This is a genomic window from Desulfurispirillum alkaliphilum (assembly GCF_055378285.1).
The window spans coordinates 821025-836521 of sequence record NZ_AP042405.1; the positions used below are offsets into that span (position 1 = coordinate 821025).

The following is a 15497-nucleotide window of genomic DNA, read 5'->3' on the forward strand; positions in this document are numbered from 1 at the left end:
AGCTGTACCTGCCTCTCAGATGGGTCGGGAAAGGAAGGCCCGGAACCTCAGGTCAGCAAAGCGCCAGGGAAGATGCGTACCCTTTTTTATGCCGATGCGCGTTCCCTGCCCAAGGTTCTGTGGCTGGTATCCATCGCTCCAGATGCTCAGGGGACTTTGATGTATGGCAGTATTGTTCAGGCAGAGGTCGATCCCCAGGTGGCGGCACAGTTTTCCCGGCCCATTGAGAATGCGCGTATGGCCTGGTTCCGATGGAGAAAAGCCCTCCATGGGAAACGCAGCGCGGATAAGCACCGCTGAAGGCATACCAGCGGCGTCAGTCACCACATTGAGCATATGATGGTTGCCATAGATGAAGTAGATGTAATAGCGTCCGCCCCATTCGAACATGGGCTGGCTGCGGGGAGTCGGGCCCCGGTACCCGTGGGATGCGGGGTCGTCAAAACCATGATATGCTTCCGTTTCGATTATACGGCAGCTGTACCTTGTGCTTCCCCGCTCCATGACCAGGATTTTTCCCACCAGAAAGTGTGCCCCTGCCACAGCGTCGAGGCAACTGAGCAGAGGTGGCGTGATCTGAGTCCATTGAGTATCATCTGACATGAGAGGAACACCTGATGAAAGTCAAAATCATGCGTCTGTCCCACTGTTACAGCCTTCCCCAGTACAACCATCCCGGAGATTCCGGTATGGATCTGTTTGCCGCCCACGGCGTTCTTCTGAATACCGGCGATGTGGCCAAAGTGCTGACCGGAATCTGTCTGGAAGTTCCCGAAGGCTATGAAGGGCAGATACGACCACGCTCCGGCATGATCCTCAATACTCACCTCTCCTTTGAAATCGGTACGGTGGATCAGGGATATCGCGGTGAAGTCCATGTGGTCGTCCGCAATTTCGGGCCAAAACCCTATAACATTGCCCGGGGGGACCGCATTGCCCAACTGGTTATCGCTCCCGTGGTGCGGGCCGAGCTGGAAGAGGTGCAGGAGCTTGCTCCCAGCCAGCGCGGTGGCAAAGGGCTTGGCAGTACCGGCAAGCGGTAGGGGAGTTTTTCTACATCCCTTTTGACTGGAAGAAGCTGCTGTACTTCTTGTCTTCCTGGCGGATATGCTTGAAGAGCCAGTTGCGCAGAAAATCCAGGGTTTCCGTTGCCACCAGCAGATCACCTTTGTCAAATTTTTCCTTGAGTTTCAGAACCTGTCGTACCAGGCTGTCGTGGATTTCCTGATGCTGCGGTGCTTCATGGTAGCCGTGCTTCTTCATCAGGGAAATCTCGTCTTCGAAGTGGGTTACGGTGTAGTCCAGCAGTTCGTCAAAGACATTGTCGAGGACACTTTTCCCGGCTCCCTGCTTGACGGCGTCCGCCAGCTTGTTGATGATGCTGACCAGCTTTTTGTGCTGATCGTCAAAGCGTTTGATTCCCACAGACAATTCATCGTTCCAGACAATAAACGGCCCGTCATGATTTTTCCCGTTGGGGTGCGCAGGTCTGCTGCTGGCCACGGGCGCCAGCGCCTTGGGAGCGCCGGCAGTGGCGACCGGTTCGCGGTCGCTGGTACGCAGCTGGGAGAGGGTTCTCTCCAGCTGTTCAGTGGCTTCCTTGAGGCCCATGGCCGTGTCGGTGATATCTGCCAGTGACATGGTGCTTTTCTCCAGGCCGGCAGCCATCTGCTGCAGATCACTGTTGGTCTTCTGAATCAGCTTGTCCTGCTCCTTGATGGCAAAACCGATCATGCCGTTTGCCTGATCAATCTCCTGGACGGAATCCACAATATCGTTGAATACGGCTTCGGCCTTTTCAATAACCTCGACCCCCTCGTCGACACTCTTGTTGGCCTCTTCCATTTCCTTGAACGCGCTCTCGGTTTCTGAGTAGAGGGTGTTAATGATAACGCTGACTTCCTTGGTGGCGTTCTGGGTTCTCTCCGCCAGCTTTCGCACCTCATCGGCGACGACGGCGAAACCGCGCCCCGAGTCCCCGGCCCTTGCGGCTTCAATGGCGGCATTGAGGGCCAGGAGGTTTGTCTGGTCGGCGATATCGTTGATGACATTGAGGATGGCACTGATCTTTCCGGAAGACTGGCTGAGCTCCTGAATAGTGCTCGCCAGGCTCTGTGCCTTGGCCTTGATGACCCCGATATTCTGTGTGGCCATTTCCAGCTGCTTTTTCCCCTCGGAAGTCTGACTGTTGGCGAAATCGGTTTTTTCGATCATATCCTGGAGGGTCTGCATGACATCCTGCGATGATGTGGCCATGGCCTCCATGGCCTTTGCGACGTTGTTGATGCTGCTTACCTTATGCCTGAACTCCGTGGTGACGCTTGCGGCGGTGTCGCCCATGTAGGCAGTTTCCTGCTGGAGGCTTGCGGAAGCGCCCTTGAGCTGGTTGATGTGGCTGCACAGAAAATCAAGAAACTGATTGAATGGCGCGGAAGCAGGCCCCCTGAGGCGAAAGGCAAGGTTGCCGGGATCGCGCAGAATGGGAAGCCGGGTGCTGTATTCATCCGCTGTGCTGTTGGCTTTGCGGGCGTAGATCAGGGCAAGCGCGGTCATGGCTATGGTGATGACAAACACTATCCACAGCGGGTTCACCGAGGTGTATCGCAGCAGTAAGAGACTTACGATGAAAAGGGTTACTGCACAGATTGTGACCTGAAGACTCTGAATGTTCTGTTTCATGCGGGCAACCTCGGGGGAAATAGTGTCATCAACCTTCACTTATAAGGGAAGGAATTCCTTTTGTCGAGTAAGGATACTCCACATTGGAGGAGAGCTTTTGGTGGAAAAGATTCCCTTCAGGAGTGTTTCAGTGAAAAGGTTTGCCAATGGCTCCATACTGCTTGTCTTCTTTGGGGATATGGTTGGAGAGCCACTTCTTGAGGAACTCCAGGGTTTCAGCAGCCACCATCAGGTCACCTTCGTCGAACTTCGACTTCAGACTCAGCGCCTGTTGCACCAGATCGGCGTGGATTTGCTTATGGTGTTCAATGTCCCTGTACCCATGCTTTTCCATATAGGCCTCTTCGTCTCTGAAGTGGGTGGTGGTGTATTGCAGCAGCTCTTCGAAGGTAGGCGCCAGAACATGCTTGCCTTCGCCCTTTTTTACGGCGCTGGCCAGACGGTTGACAATGGAGAGCAACTGTTTGTGCTGGTTGTCAAAGTGCTCTATCCCTACCGACAGCTTATCGTTCCAGACAAAAAACGGCCCGTCATGATTTTTCCCGTTGGGGTGCGCAGGTCTGCTGCTGGCCACGGGCGCCAGCGCCTTGGGAGCGCCGGCAGTGGCGACCGGTTCGCGGTCGCTGGTACGCAGCTGGGAGAGGGTTCTCTCCAGCTGTTCAGTGGCTTCCTTGAGGCCCATGGCCGTGTCGGTGATATCTGCCAGTGACATGGTGCTTTTCTCCAGGCCGGCAGCCATCTGCTGCAGATCACTGTTGGTCTTCTGAATCAGCTTGTCCTGCTCCTTGATGGCAAAACCGATCATGCCGTTTGCCTGATCAATCTCCTGGACGGAATCCACAATATCGTTGAATACGGCTTCGGCCTTTTCAATAACCTCGACCCCCTCGTCGACACTCTTGTTGGCCTCTTCCATTTCCTTGAACGCGCTCTCGGTTTCTGAGTAGAGGGTGTTAATGATAACGCTGACTTCCTTGGTGGCGTTCTGGGTTCTCTCCGCCAGCTTTCGCACCTCATCGGCGACGACGGCGAAACCGCGCCCCGAGTCCCCGGCCCTTGCGGCTTCAATGGCGGCATTGAGGGCCAGGAGGTTTGTCTGGTCGGCGATATCGTTGATGACATTGAGGATGGCACTGATCTTTCCGGAAGACTGGCTGAGCTCCTGAATAGTGCTCGCCAGGCTCTGTGCCTTGGCCTTGATGACCCCGATATTCTGTGTGGCCATTTCCAGCTGCTTTTTCCCCTCGGAAGTCTGACTGTTGGCGAAATCGGTTTTTTCGATCATATCCTGGAGGGTCTGCATGACATCCTGCGATGATGTGGCCATGGCCTCCATGGCCTTTGCGACGTTGTTGATGCTGCTTACCTTATGCCTGAACTCCGTGGTGACGCTTGCGGCGGTGTCGCCCATGTAGGCAGTTTCCTGCTGGAGGCTTGCGGAAGCGCCCTTGAGCTGGTTGATGTGGCTGCACAGAAAATCAAGAAACTGATTGAATGGCGCGGAAGCAGGCCCCCTGAGGCGAAAGGCAAGGTTGCCGGGATCGCGCAGAATGGCCGCCTGAAGCTCTTTTGAAGGAGTGCTGCTGGCTTTTGCTGCGCGAACCTGAAAGAGAATCGATATTATGGTTAATATGAAGAGTATTGACGCGATAATAACCTTTGCATCCATATGACTTACCAGGAAAGATGCCGTCAGGAAAAGTATGATGGAGACAGAGGGGATGACAAGAAGCGGCAGTTTGAAACCTTGTGGCATGATGTGACTCCATAGGGGGAATAGTAATCGTTTTTGTTGTGGCATTTTAGAGGGAAGCCGCGGCCTTTGTCGAGAACTTTTTCACATAACCATGCCGATCTTCAGTCGCTCACCATGCCGGGAATCTAAGACGTGTGAGTATTTCTGCTGGCGGCCTTTTCGAAGAGCTTCCCTGAAAGAATAGGTGCCTTTGGGCCGATTTATATTGAATTTTTGTGAAATATTACTATATTGCCATCATGCAATGTCAATTCAGGCAATGAGTGCCTTGAAATTTCCAAAGGAGTTTAGAGATGAAAAAATTTCTGCTTGTTTCCATGGTTGCCCTATTTTTCACAATTCCATCCTTTGCCTTTGACCTCAGTGGCTGGGAAAATGGCAACGTAGCTCGTGGCCAGTGGGCGTGGTTTACCGGTCAGGCTCGTGACTGCAAAGATCCTATTCCTGTTCCCGGAACGCATACCCGTGCGGAATGGCAGCAAATGCTCACCAGCGATAAGGGCAAACTGCCCTGTGGCGGTTCCGGACTGAACCAGCGCATCATCGGACATGTGTACAAGTTCCTTTACGAGCATGCTTCCGACTCCGACAACCCCATGAACCAGAAGCCTGAGTCCTGCGGCTGATGGAGCCAACTGAAGTGCTGGTAGGAGCGGAAGATCTTGCTCATGAGCTGCTGAAGGTGGCTGACACCTTTGCCTATCCTACGGAAGCGTGGTCCCAGGCAGCGGGTTTTGAACTGAATGATCTGGAAAGCATCTACGTGCGCTTGTTTGTCAATGACCTGGGAGGGGTAAAAGCCCCTCCCTTTGCTGGGTGTTATCTGGACGTGAACCGCTTGGACTTTATGGAGGCTTTCAGTGGTCTGGCACGCTCCAGTGGCATTGAACTGGATCGTTCCTATCCGCCGGACTATATCCCCATGATGCTTGAAGTGCTGGCCATGATGATAAAAAACGAGATGGCACCGGAACATGTAAAAGTCCATCTCGAAGACTACTTCTCCCTCTGGCCCGAGGCCTTTGTGCAGCGCCTGCAGTCCCATGATGACAGCGGACTCTATCTGGAAGCGGCGCGCTACCTTCAGCAATTGCTGGAGGATTTGGTAAGCATCTCCAGCAGGAAAATCAGAATATGAAAAAGAAACGAATACGAGGGTACCTATGAGTTTCACCAGAAGAACATTTCTCCAGGGCTCGGTTGCCACGCTTGGAGCCATGGGAGCCGTGCCGGGTTTTCGGTATGTCAGCCAGGCCCAGGAGAGCTCACCCGCGCCGCAGGTGCGCTATGTCAACTCCAGCTGTGCCATTTGTACCAACAAATGTGTCTTCCGTGGCCAGGTAGTCAATGGCGTTATCAAGCGCCTTGAGCCTGAGCCCGATTTTGCCAAGTCACGTGGCATGATGTGCGCTCGCGGCAACGCTGGTGCCTGGACGCCCTATGATCCCGATCGCGTCAAGTATCCCATGATTCGTACCGGCAAACGGGGCGAAGGAAAGTGGAAGCGGGTAACCTGGGAAGAAGCCTACGCCTATATTGCCGAAAAGACCAACAAAGTAGTTGAAGAGGAAAATGGCAATCGCGCCAGCATTGGCTTTGTCTCTTCCGAAGGAACCTACCACGAGCACTACTGGAACCAGTTCCGCGAAGTGTTCGGGTCGCCCAACTCCCTGCGCCACCCCACGCTGTGTCTCAGCTCCGTTATCCGTGGTTTCATGTCGGTGTTTGGTACCTACCCCACTGCCGACGTGAAGAATTCTCCATTTATTATCCTGGCGGGTGCTGACCGGGCTGAAGCTCTCTTCACACCAGACTCCATGGATATGTTCAGCGACCGCGGCAAGAAGATCATCTGTCTTGATCCCCGCTTCACCAAGACGGCAGCCAAGTCGAGCAAATGGTATCCCATCAAGCCGGGCACAGACATGGCATTTGCCCTGGCCATGATGAACGTGATTATTGGCGAAGGCCTCCACGACAAAGACTTTGTCAGCAAGCACTGTGAAGGTTTTGATAAGCTGGCAGAACACGTCAAACAGTACACTCCCCAGTGGGCAGAGAAGGAGACCGGTATTCCGGCTGCCGATATTCAGGCAATCGCCCGTGAATTTGCCAAAACTCCCGGTGCGGTTTTCTACCCCGGACGCCGTTCCTCCTGGCAGCGTGATGATGTGCAGACCCGTCGCGCCATTGCCATGGTCAATGCCATTGTGGGCAGTTTTGACCGTCCTGGTGGATTGATTCCTAATATTTCCATTCCCATGAGAAGCTACTTCTACGAACCGGCCTGGTATTCGGATCCCAAGCCGCGTTTGGAAGCTGATGATGTCGCTTACCTCAACCCCCGTGATGGTTCTTGGGTGCCTTGGCGTGAGCGCGCCCTCAAGGGTGATCCCTACGCGATCCGTGGTCTGTTTATCTACAAGCAGAATGTCATTGACTCCGTACCTGATCGTGACAAGACCATGGAGCTGTTTGCCAAGATGGACATTATCGTCTGCATTGACACCTTCATGAGCGATACGGCCTGGTATGCCGATGTCATCCTCCCTGAGTCCAACTATCTGGAGCGCCTGGATGCGCCCTATCAACTTGGCGGCATCGAGCCCTTCCTGGTGCTGCGTCAGCCCCTGATCAAGCCAATGTATGATACCAGGGCCGGTTTTGATATTATCAAGGATCTGGCTGCCCATTTCGAGGATGAAGACGGACTGACCCTCGATGAGTACTTCGAAGGGAACGTGGAAAAACATTCTGTAGACTTCGTTGCTCAGCACCCCGGCGCCCTGGAAATGTTGAAGCGAAAAGGCTTCTATACCGATGGTCGCAAGGCCGAAATCGGATCCTATCGTAGTGGCAAAAACGCTATCAATACGCCCAGCCGCAAGGTGGAGCTGTATAGCGAGGACTTTGCAGGTCGCGGCCTGGATCCCATGCCCACCTATCACAAGTTCGATGAACCTGGTCCGAATCAGTTCCGCTTCCTGGTTGGTCGCCACGCTATTCACACCCACTCCATGACATCGGCATTCCCGGAGTTGAACTGGCATATGCCCGAGAACACCGTGTGGATCAACACCGCGAAAGCCAGGGAAATGGGAATCAGCTCCGGCGATGAAGTGCTCATGAGGAACCGCACTGGTGGTGAGGCGCGTATCAAGGCTCAGGTCACCGAGGGCATCCGCCCCGACTGCGTCTACTTTGCCCACGGCTATGGCAGTCTCTCCCAGGGCAAACCACTGGTCTATGGCCGTGGCGCCACTCAGGCTCAGATCCTGGAGTCTCACTATGAGCCTATCTCCGGGAACGCCCTTTTCCATGAAACCATCGTTGAGATCAGGAAGGTGTAACCCATGGCACAAAATAAACGCTGGACCATAGTCCTCGATCCGGACAAGTGTATTGACTGCAAGGCCTGTGATGTGGCCTGCAAACGCGAGAACAGCATTGATGCCAAAGGCAGGCAGGAAGTGCGCCGCAACTGGATCGGAACTGAAGGCATCCAAGGCACCTACCCGAACCTGAAGCAGACCTTTCAGCCTGAGCAGTGTCACCAGTGCGCTAACCCCCCCTGTGTACCCGTCTGTCCCGTCAAGGCCACCTACGCCAGAGAAGACGGTGTCATAGTGGTGAACAAGAGCACCTGTATCGGTTGCACTCTCTGTGTTATCAGCTGCCCCTATGGCGCGCGCTACATGAGCGAGAATCGCAAGGCGGACAAGTGTGATTTCTGTTCCCACCGTGTCGCCCAGGGCAAAGTTCCCGCCTGCGTTGACACCTGCCCCACCAAGGTACGTGTTTTTGGCGATATGAATGACCCCAACAGTGCTGTATCCCGCCTGCTCAGGGCCAATCCCAAGGCCCGTGTTCTGCAGCCGGAAAAAGGCACGAAGCCGAATCTGCACTATATTTCGTAGACCAAGAGAATAAGGAGAGAATTATGGCCTTCATGAAAAAAACGCTGATGCCTTTTGTCGCTCTGCTGCTTTTCGCCTTTGTTGCCGTGGGATGTGGTGGTGGTCAGGCAGCGAAATCCGCTGTTGATACCTCCAACCACGTACCCCAGGATCCTGCTCTGCGTATCACTACCCAGGAAGTGATGGACCTGTTCAAGAAGGAGTACGGTGACGCGCCTCTGATCGAGGAAACCCTCAAGAAGAACAAGAGCTTCCTGCTGGTGGATGCCCGTCCCCTGCCCCGTTTCCAGGAAGGCACCATTCCTGGTTCTATCCACATGCCCCCTGCTGCCGTTGAAGCCAATCTGAGCAAGCTGCCCAAGGACAAGATGATCATCTTCTGGTGTGGTGGCCTGCACTGTCACCTGAGCCCTGAAGCGGCTGAAATTGCCAAGAAAAATGGCTACACCAATGTGAAAGTCTATTATGAAGGCGATCCAGGCTGGAAAGCTGCCGGCAACTACCTGATCACCGATACCCCCTATGTCAAGCGCATGTGGGATAACCGTGACAAGGAAAATATTCTTATCGTGGACTCTCGCCCCGCCATGGTATTTAACAAGGAGCACATTCCAGGTTCCGTGTCCATCCCCTAGGTTATTTTTGACCAGAAAAAGGGCCTGCTGCCAAACGACAAGAGCACTCAGCTTATTTTCCTGTGTGGTGGCCACCACTGTGACCTGAGCCACTTCTCCGCTTCCGCAGCTCTGAAAATGGGCTACAAGAATGTGAAAGTGTACTCTGCTGGTATTCCCGACTGGAAAAAAGCTGGAAATCCCACCTGGGGCAACGAGTCAAGCGGCATTGTTGCGGCTCCTTCCACTGGCGCAAACGTCACGATCTCAGCCGATGACTTCAAGAAAGCCGTGGCTTCCGGCAACTACACCATCATTGACGTGCGTGGAGCCCGCGAAGTGGCAAACGGCATGATCCCCGGTGCTATTCACATCCCCGATGGCGACTTCATGGGTGACTTCGACAGCGCCATCAAGAAGATCCCCACTGACAAGCCCGTGGTTATCCATTGTGCTACAGGCGCCCGCGCAGCTGGCGTGTTCTTTGTGATCCAAGACGAAAAAGTGAAGTTCCCCAAAGGCATTCAGTATCTGGATAAAACCATTCAGATTCGTGCTGACGGAACCTTTACTATCCAGTAAGCCTCATTAACTCCAGGGCGCGCCTTCTCCGCGCTCTGGAGATTTTTTTAAAAAAGGAGATGACTATGCATTTTCTGAAAAACAGGATCATTCCGTTTACCGCCCTTCTGCTCTTTGCCTTTATCACCATTGGCTGTGGGCATGCGGCAAAGGCTCCGATTACGGTTACCGCTTCCAGTGCCGATGACCTGATTGCCAATCGCATTGCTCTGCTGACAGAAGCCCGCAAGGTTACGCCTGAGATTTCCGTTGAGGAACTGAATAAGATGATAGAGGCAGGCGAAAATATTACTATCATTGACGTGCGCGACCCAAATGAGTGGGAAGTCGGCGTTATTGATTTTGCAGGAACCAAGACCATTTCCCGTGGACTGCTGGAGTTCCGCGCGCCTGCTCAGGTTGATGTCAACGAGCGCATCTATGTCATCTGTAAGTCAGGTGCACGGGGAATATTCGCGTCAAAAGCTCTTATTGATCTTGGCTATCCAAGCGTAACCAACGTTGTTGGTGGCATGGATGCCTGGATGGCGGAAGGCTATCCCGTAAAATAAGCAATTCTCTCCTTCTTTTTCCTTCTTCTGCTTTACCCGCTTCGGCGGGTTTTTTTTATGGGAATTACGGTGTGCCCTTTTCCTCCAGGATATCCAGGAGTTCAAGCAGATTCTGGCGGGAGAGGCGGAGAGGCTGCATGGGTGATGCCGATCGTTTTTCCCGGGGGTTGTGCAGCCACGTTTCAAGATTTTCCCTGTTCCAGGGGCGCTGATCCCGTGCGGTGTGCGGGTAATAATCTGTCAGCAGACCGGAAAGATCCGGTGCCACTTCGCCACTGCCGAGGCTGCCCCGCATGGCTGTCAGTACGCGGTGGCAGCTGCCACAGTGCTTTGTGAAAACATCATCCCTGTGGGTGCTCGGATCATCAAAGTAGATGACCTGGGGAACTTCTCCCTGGCTGGGGTGTGTGGCACCCAGGGATGAGGCGTAAAGGGCGTTAACGATACTTATAATCATTGACTCCCGCAGATGAAACTGAGGCATGGAGGTGACCGGTGAGGCTATGGCCAGGGCCAGGGTGCCGGGAGCGTTTGCCATGGCGCTGCGATCAAGGTTGCTGGCCAGGGCGTTTCCCCGCCCGCCTATCGTATGGCAGCGACGGCACGCGAAGGAATCTATGGCCTGATTTCCCACTTCAACTTCCTGGGAGTGATCGAGGTTGAACCGGGCATAGGCTGCCGGGATGATTCCAGCGTGGGCAATCTGCTTGCGCGAAGAGCGGGGATCACCACGGTGGCAGTCGGTACAGCTGGTCAGGTGCTGGGAGTGGGGTGTGTGGCAGCTCATGCAGCGTGGCTGAACTGCTGCAGCATCTGTCGTCAGGATAACGCTTCCCAGCAGCACTCCAATCAGAATGGCAGAACGAAGGACCAATTTTCCCCCCGAAAGTAAAGTGCTATGACCGTCAGCACAAGAATACCGGCAAAGCTGATCAGTGTAATGGAATTGATGACTCCCTGATCCCTGGAAAACCACTGGGCTTTTTCTGCCGGGCGGGTGCGTGGGAGCCAGGGAAGCATGCCGAAAAAGACTCCCAGGGCGATGATCAGGTAAATAAAGGCGTTGGAATAGCTCACCAGTTCCTGCATCCACAGCAGAAACCAGCCGGAGTGCGCTGGGTTGGGCACCTCTGACATATCAGCCGCTTCCTGCAGTGGCGCGGGGATCAGGAGAGCCAGGGTTACCAGAAATACGCAGGCTGCGCCCATGGCCCTGAGAATCAATTGGAAAAAAGTAGGTGAGCTCTTGATATATTCGTGCTTCATAGGTATGGCAGCAGTCCTTTGTCTTTGCGGATACGATAGAAGTGCAGGGCGCACAGAATGATCATCAGCACGGGCAGTACGACAATATGCAGCGCGTAAAAACGAAGAATTGAGAGGGTTCCACCAATACCATCGGGAAGCAGGAAGTCGCGGACATAGCCTCCTCCGGGCACAATGGCCACCAGCTCCATTCCCGTCTGCGTTGCCCAGAGAGCCAGCTGATCCATGGGCAGCAGGTATCCCGTATAGGCGGCAAACAGTGCCAGGCAGAGAAGCGCGAACCCGATCAGCCAGTTCATCTGGCGAGGCGGGCGATAGGCACCTGTCAGAATCACACGCAGGGTGTGCAGGAAGATCAGAATCAGCAGGGCGTGGGAGCTCATGCGGTGGAGGCTGCGGATGAATTTTCCGCCACTCACATGTTCCTCCAGGAAAAGAATCGACGCGTAGGCGCCCTCACTGGTGGGCTGATAGTAAAAAACAAGCAGAAATCCACTGAAAAGAAGCATCAGAAAGGATGTCAGTGCCAGGCCGCCCAGGCAGAAAGTATACTGAATCCGCAGGTTTTTTCTGATGACGACTCGCGGAAAAAGATGTACCAGGAAATCTTTGAGGGGTTCATGTACTTTCATTGGCTGACAGTCCAGTGTTGCGCGTCGCGGGAGACATGGAGCTGACGCAGTGGGCGCTCAGCGGGCCCCTGCAGTACATTTCCGGATCGATCAAAACGGCTTCCATGGCAAGGGCAGACAATCTCTGATGGGGTCACCGTCAGTGTGCAGCCCAAGTGAGTACAGGTGAGATCAAGAGCGTACACCTGGTCAGCCTGATTGCGGATCAGGGCGACCCGCGATTCCCGGTAGACCAGAGCCCCACCGGCGGGAACTGGCTCGTAATCAACATGAAGGCGCACATCCTGACGGGCGATATTTGGGCGCAGAAAGCGTACAATACCGCCAAGCGTCAGCAGGCCAAGGGCTAGTGTGAGAAATCGTCGACGTTTTCCAGAAATTGTTTCCATTTTTCCACATATGCTTTTGTGTAATTGCTGTCACGTCGTGACATCCTATCAAATCGCTGGCGCTCGTAGAAGGATCCGTTGACCATCACCTGATTCTCTTGCTGCCAGAATGAATCCAGTCCCAGGCCATCAGCTGCCGGCAGGTAAATGCGGTCTTCCGGGCTCTCCAGCAGAAATCGGCGTGGATTGTTATGACAGGCGTCACACATGGGAGTTCCCCGCTGAACCGTATGGGGGAAAAACGCCTTCCACTCTGCTGCCAGTAGCCGGTTTTCTTCGCCGACGACCTCTTCTGCTTTGATATCGCTGAAGTAGGCCAGAAACTGTGGGCGGATCGGACTGACAAGACCGCGCTGATTTATGCCGAGCGGAGGCAGATCCTGCCTTTTCAGGTAAGCGCTGCGGATATAATTTTCGGCGGTATTTCCGGTTCGGACGTGGAAGTACTCCTGAAAAGGGCTTTGCGTAAAGCGAACAAAAAAGGTTCCGTATTCCTGAGCGCCCCAGCCCGAGTGGCAGGCATAGCACTCGAGCCTTTCCATGTGGGCAGGTATTCCGTGTTCGATAATTTTCGGGTCGGGTGTGTGGCAGTCGCGACAGTGTTTCGCGCTGCTTTTTCCGGCAGCCAGGCTCGGCATGCTGTGGCAGTCACCGCAGGCCATTCCGGCGCGCTGATGCACATCAGGCCGCATTTTCAGATATTTCTCCCCCTGAACATCGGTGCCCCGCTGATAGCGCAGGGCATCCTCGCGCGGGGCATAGCCGTAGTAATCGGCTCCAACATAATATCCCCGATGACAGGAGTGGCAACTCAGTGTGGCGGGCCTGGTCAACCGATGGGTCTGGCGTTCAAAACCATGGCAGTCAAAGCAACTCTGCACATGGCACCCTTTGCAGTTTATCTGAAAAAATTCAGGATCTGCCTTTCCCCAGCTGCGCTCAACGAAAGCCTTTTCCTTATGGCGCGTTGCCATGGGGCCCTGAAAAATCCCGACAGTGCCCTCATGGCACGCCTGACAGCGGTGCTGAATAAGGGATGGCACCCCAGCCTGATGGTGCTCGTCAAAGGTGCCGTGGCACGCGGAGCAGGAGACCTCCGCATGAGCTCCCGTGACATGGTTCTGGTGGCAGTCCAGGCAGTTTTTGTCAGTGGCTGCCGGAAGCGGGGCGGGCATGAGCAGGACGATCAAGGCAACGAGAAAGTACACGGTAGTCAAGCTCCTTCTGGTATATCGGATCTTTGGGGTCGGTATGGCATATCAGGCACTGGTTGACAGCCCACATGCGCCGAATTTCCCGGGCGTTCAGGGGGCGTGAATTTTCACGGGTAATGGCCGAAAACGCTTCCAGCGTTCCCTCCTCCAGGGTCAGAAAGCCATCCAGAGGCTTGCGGTCAGATTTTTCACACAGCAGGGTTGGCGTGATGGAGTTCCCCTCAACCACATGCTGCCCAAAGCCGGCAAAAGCGGGATTTCCGTGGCACTCTTCGCAGCTGACAGCCTTGCTGCCGATGTTGTGGCCAAAGAAAGGGGCAAAGCGCAACCGCTGTTTTCCATCGTACACAGAGACATAACTGTCTTTCGAAAGGCTGCCATCTGCTTCTACGACTGTCACAAACGTCTGGCAACCCGGCGTGACCGGAGATATTCTGCCATGCTGATTCAATGCCAGGGGGAAGGGGTAGAGGGTGCGGTAGTCCTCGGTTTCGCTGAAGGCGCCAGGAGTATTGCGGCCTTTGATAAAATCCCTTCCCTGCTCACGCAGGTCATACTGGGTGTGGCACCCATAGCACTGCGCGACACTTCGTGAGTGGCAGCTGTAGCACTCCAGGCGTTCGTGGCCGGCGATGGTATGCTCTGGTGTCTGGGTGATCACCTTGCTTTCGTGGCGTTCACCGGTGCGCTTACTGACGAGCCAGACAGCTCCATCCTCATAAAACACATTGGAATATTTTCGCCCTTTGGAGGTCAGGATCATCTTGTCGCCCATTTTTACCTGGCGCTGGTAGTGCTGCGATTCCCGCACCGCTTCTGAGTGCTCGCGGGCTACTTCCGCGTAGGCGGGCTTCCTGTCTGCGCTGCCATGGCAGTCTTCACAACGGATTTCCACCTGTTCATACATGTTTTCATAGGCGTAGCCGTCACCCATAATATCCCGTGATGTGTGGCAGTCGATACACTCAAGGCCCCGTTTGTGGTGTATATCCGGGGCAATGGACGTCGCGTTGCGTATGCCGCTTATCAGCTCCGGGCCGGGATACCCCTGACTGGTGGGAACAAGGCTGTTGTTGCCGTCATTCTGACCTTCATAACTCATGGCAATTCGTCCGCTGCGGTTGTGGCAGCGGAAGCAGACACGATTCTCTGGCAGTACCTGCATGGCATGGGTCTCGGAGTAAGGCCACTTGCCTTGCAGGTGCCGGTCACCGCCCTGGTAGGTGGCATTGTCATTATAGGGAAAGTGGCAGGCCGCGCATCCGGCAGCATGGCTTGCCGACCACGACTGGTTGGACTCAATGCCGACGTGGCACAGGGCGCAGAACTTGCGGTACAGCTCACCGGACAGGTGATCAAGCTTTTCCACACCCTCCAGTACCAGCTCCGTACCATCGGCGCCATAGGTTTTCAGTGGCTTGCTGGCATAGAGTTTGCCGTCTTCTCCCTCCCAGGTAAGCTGAATGTTTTTGATCATTCCCGTTGCCGTGTTCATCAGGCTCGACTGCACCCGTTGCAGTTGATAGGTATGACAGCTGCCGCACGTCCTCTCCCAGTATTGCGGCGATGAGGGATTTTTGGGGCCATACATGGACCAGTGGGCAATATTTTCATCCATGGTGTCCGGGTCGCCGCCATGGCATTCGGTGCAGTCATGATGGCTGGGGGAGACCTGTTCCAGGCCCTGATGGCACTGCACGCACCCTGACGCTTTGGGCTCAGATGGGGAAAGCTGGCAGCCTGCTATCATGAGTACCAGAGCCATGAGTATGGGAAAGAGAAAGTTCATCGGACATCCAGACAGAGAAAATACGGGAAAATGTCACACGGAGCAGAGTATAGCAATGAGGGCGTCCCGTGTCATGTCATTCACAAGGCAAAGGCGAGGAATCTGCAC

Annotated in this window: 15 protein-coding genes and 3 pseudogenes; 7 read left to right on the plus strand and 11 right to left on the minus strand. The window is 54.6% G+C overall.

Annotated features, from left to right (window positions below; translation table 11 throughout):
• Positions 1–15: 15 nt before the first annotated feature.
• Positions 16–603, minus strand: coding sequence for a DNA-3-methyladenine glycosylase (locus ACZ46I_RS03895; protein ID WP_464281480.1), 588 nt, complete (start codon positions 601–603; stop codon positions 16–18).
• Between the two features lie 14 nt (positions 604–617).
• Between ACZ46I_RS03895 and dut the strand changes: the two genes are divergently transcribed.
• Positions 618–1043 (plus strand): dUTP diphosphatase, encoded by a 426-nt coding sequence (gene dut, locus ACZ46I_RS03900; RefSeq protein ID WP_013507194.1) that lies wholly within the window; start codon positions 618–620, stop codon positions 1041–1043.
• A gap of 10 nt (positions 1044–1053) precedes the next feature.
• Here dut and ACZ46I_RS03905 read toward each other — a convergent pair whose 3' ends face one another.
• The 4 genes and pseudogenes from ACZ46I_RS03905 to ACZ46I_RS03920 form a co-directional block, all read right to left on the minus strand.
• Positions 1054–1734 carry a bacteriohemerythrin gene (locus tag ACZ46I_RS03905; RefSeq protein ID WP_464281837.1) on the minus strand — a complete coding sequence of 227 codons (681 nt, stop codon included), beginning with the start codon at positions 1732–1734 and terminating at the stop codon, positions 1054–1056.
• A pseudogene (locus ACZ46I_RS03910) lies at positions 1723–2067 on the minus strand (methyl-accepting chemotaxis protein); the annotation flags it as partial. The gene ACZ46I_RS03905 and the pseudogene ACZ46I_RS03910, both read right to left, overlap by 12 nt.
• A 739-nt stretch (positions 2068–2806) precedes the next feature.
• On the minus strand, positions 2807–3484 hold the full coding sequence (locus tag ACZ46I_RS03915; RefSeq protein ID WP_464281838.1) for a bacteriohemerythrin: 678 nt from the start codon (positions 3482–3484) through the stop codon (positions 2807–2809).
• Positions 3473–3817, minus strand: a pseudogene (locus ACZ46I_RS03920) (methyl-accepting chemotaxis protein); the annotation flags it as partial. The pseudogene ACZ46I_RS03920 and the gene ACZ46I_RS03915, both read right to left, overlap by 12 nt.
• 911 nt (positions 3818–4728) lie before the next feature.
• Between ACZ46I_RS03920 and ACZ46I_RS03925 the strand changes: the two are divergent.
• The 6 genes and pseudogenes from ACZ46I_RS03925 to ACZ46I_RS03950 all read left to right on the plus strand — a co-directional run bounded on the left by ACZ46I_RS03925 (position 4729) and on the right by ACZ46I_RS03950 (position 10099).
• Positions 4729–5061, plus strand: coding sequence for a hypothetical protein (locus tag ACZ46I_RS03925; protein ID WP_013507191.1), 333 nt, complete (start codon positions 4729–4731; stop codon positions 5059–5061).
• A complete protein-coding gene (locus ACZ46I_RS03930) occupies positions 5061–5573 on the plus strand; it encodes a molecular chaperone TorD family protein (protein WP_464281481.1) in 513 nt (170 codons plus the stop codon). The genes ACZ46I_RS03925 and ACZ46I_RS03930 overlap by 1 nt, the downstream gene beginning before the upstream one ends.
• Positions 5574–5598: 25 nt before the next feature.
• Entirely contained in the window at positions 5599–7785 is a 2187-nt protein-coding gene (locus ACZ46I_RS03935) for a molybdopterin-containing oxidoreductase family protein (RefSeq protein ID WP_464281482.1), read from the plus strand.
• 3 nt (positions 7786–7788) lie between these two features.
• Positions 7789–8352: a 4Fe-4S dicluster domain-containing protein gene (locus tag ACZ46I_RS03940; protein WP_464281483.1), complete on the plus strand. Its 564-nt coding sequence runs from the start codon at positions 7789–7791 to the stop codon at positions 8350–8352.
• A gap of 182 nt (positions 8353–8534) precedes the next feature.
• Positions 8535–9548 (plus strand): annotated as a pseudogene (locus tag ACZ46I_RS03945) (rhodanese-like domain-containing protein).
• 65 nt (positions 9549–9613) lie between these two features.
• Positions 9614–10099: a rhodanese-like domain-containing protein gene (locus ACZ46I_RS03950; protein WP_464281484.1), complete on the plus strand. Its 486-nt coding sequence runs from the start codon at positions 9614–9616 to the stop codon at positions 10097–10099.
• Positions 10100–10163: 64 nt separating this feature from the next.
• Here the strand turns inward: ACZ46I_RS03950 and extS are convergent, their stop codons facing one another.
• From extS to extM, 6 genes are read right to left on the minus strand one after another with little or no spacing between them, the layout of a single operon-like run.
• Complete coding sequence (extS, locus tag ACZ46I_RS03955; protein ID WP_464281485.1) at positions 10164–10973, minus strand: selenite/tellurite reduction operon c-type cytochrome lipoprotein ExtS; 810 nt, start codon at positions 10971–10973, stop codon at positions 10164–10166.
• On the minus strand, positions 10949–11365 hold the full coding sequence (gene extQ / locus ACZ46I_RS03960; protein WP_464281486.1) for a selenite/tellurite reduction operon b-type cytochrome membrane protein ExtQ: 417 nt from the start codon (positions 11363–11365) through the stop codon (positions 10949–10951). Before extQ ends, extS begins: the two co-directional genes overlap by 25 nt.
• Positions 11362–11997: a cytochrome b N-terminal domain-containing protein gene (locus ACZ46I_RS03965; RefSeq protein WP_013507183.1), complete on the minus strand. Its 636-nt coding sequence runs from the start codon at positions 11995–11997 to the stop codon at positions 11362–11364. Before ACZ46I_RS03965 ends, extQ begins: the two co-directional genes overlap by 4 nt.
• Positions 11994–12386 (minus strand): QcrA and Rieske domain-containing protein, encoded by a 393-nt coding sequence (locus tag ACZ46I_RS03970; protein ID WP_013507182.1) that lies wholly within the window; start codon positions 12384–12386, stop codon positions 11994–11996. The genes ACZ46I_RS03965 and ACZ46I_RS03970 overlap by 4 nt, the downstream gene beginning before the upstream one ends.
• Entirely contained in the window at positions 12344–13594 is a 1251-nt protein-coding gene (gene extO, locus ACZ46I_RS03975) for a selenite/tellurite reduction operon b-type cytochrome iron-sulfur cluster-binding subunit ExtO (protein WP_464281487.1), read from the minus strand. The genes ACZ46I_RS03970 and extO overlap by 43 nt, the downstream gene beginning before the upstream one ends.
• Positions 13533–15389: a selenite/tellurite reduction operon c-type cytochrome ExtM gene (gene extM / locus ACZ46I_RS03980; protein WP_464281488.1), complete on the minus strand. Its 1857-nt coding sequence runs from the start codon at positions 15387–15389 to the stop codon at positions 13533–13535. Before extM ends, extO begins: the two co-directional genes overlap by 62 nt.
• Between the last annotated feature and the right edge of the window lie 108 nt (positions 15390–15497).

Bases quoted from the DNA above. Each gene is read 5' to 3' on its own strand.
- ACZ46I_RS03970 (WP_013507182.1), bottom strand. From the start codon at position 12,386: ATGGAAACAATTTCTGGAAAACGTCGACGATTTCTCACACTAGCCCTT.
- ACZ46I_RS03950 (WP_464281484.1), top strand. From the start codon at position 9,614: ATGCATTTTCTGAAAAACAGGATCATTCCGTTTACCGCCCTTCTGCTC.
- extQ (WP_464281486.1), bottom strand. From the start codon at position 11,365: ATGAAGCACGAATATATCAAGAGCTCACCTACTTTTTTCCAATTGATT.
- ACZ46I_RS03925 (WP_013507191.1), top strand. From the start codon at position 4,729: ATGAAAAAATTTCTGCTTGTTTCCATGGTTGCCCTATTTTTCACAATT.
- ACZ46I_RS03915 (WP_464281838.1), bottom strand. From the start codon at position 3,484: ATGATCGGTTTTGCCATCAAGGAGCAGGACAAGCTGATTCAGAAGACC.
- ACZ46I_RS03940 (WP_464281483.1), top strand. From the start codon at position 7,789: ATGGCACAAAATAAACGCTGGACCATAGTCCTCGATCCGGACAAGTGT.
- ACZ46I_RS03965 (WP_013507183.1), bottom strand. From the start codon at position 11,997: ATGAAAGTACATGAACCCCTCAAAGATTTCCTGGTACATCTTTTTCCG.
- ACZ46I_RS03935 (WP_464281482.1), top strand. From the start codon at position 5,599: ATGAGTTTCACCAGAAGAACATTTCTCCAGGGCTCGGTTGCCACGCTT.
- ACZ46I_RS03905 (WP_464281837.1), bottom strand. From the start codon at position 1,734: ATGATCGGTTTTGCCATCAAGGAGCAGGACAAGCTGATTCAGAAGACC.
- extM (WP_464281488.1), bottom strand. From the start codon at position 15,389: ATGAACTTTCTCTTTCCCATACTCATGGCTCTGGTACTCATGATAGCA.
- ACZ46I_RS03930 (WP_464281481.1), top strand. From the start codon at position 5,061: ATGGAGCCAACTGAAGTGCTGGTAGGAGCGGAAGATCTTGCTCATGAG.
- dut (WP_013507194.1), top strand. From the start codon at position 618: ATGAAAGTCAAAATCATGCGTCTGTCCCACTGTTACAGCCTTCCCCAG.
- ACZ46I_RS03895 (WP_464281480.1), bottom strand. From the start codon at position 603: ATGTCAGATGATACTCAATGGACTCAGATCACGCCACCTCTGCTCAGT.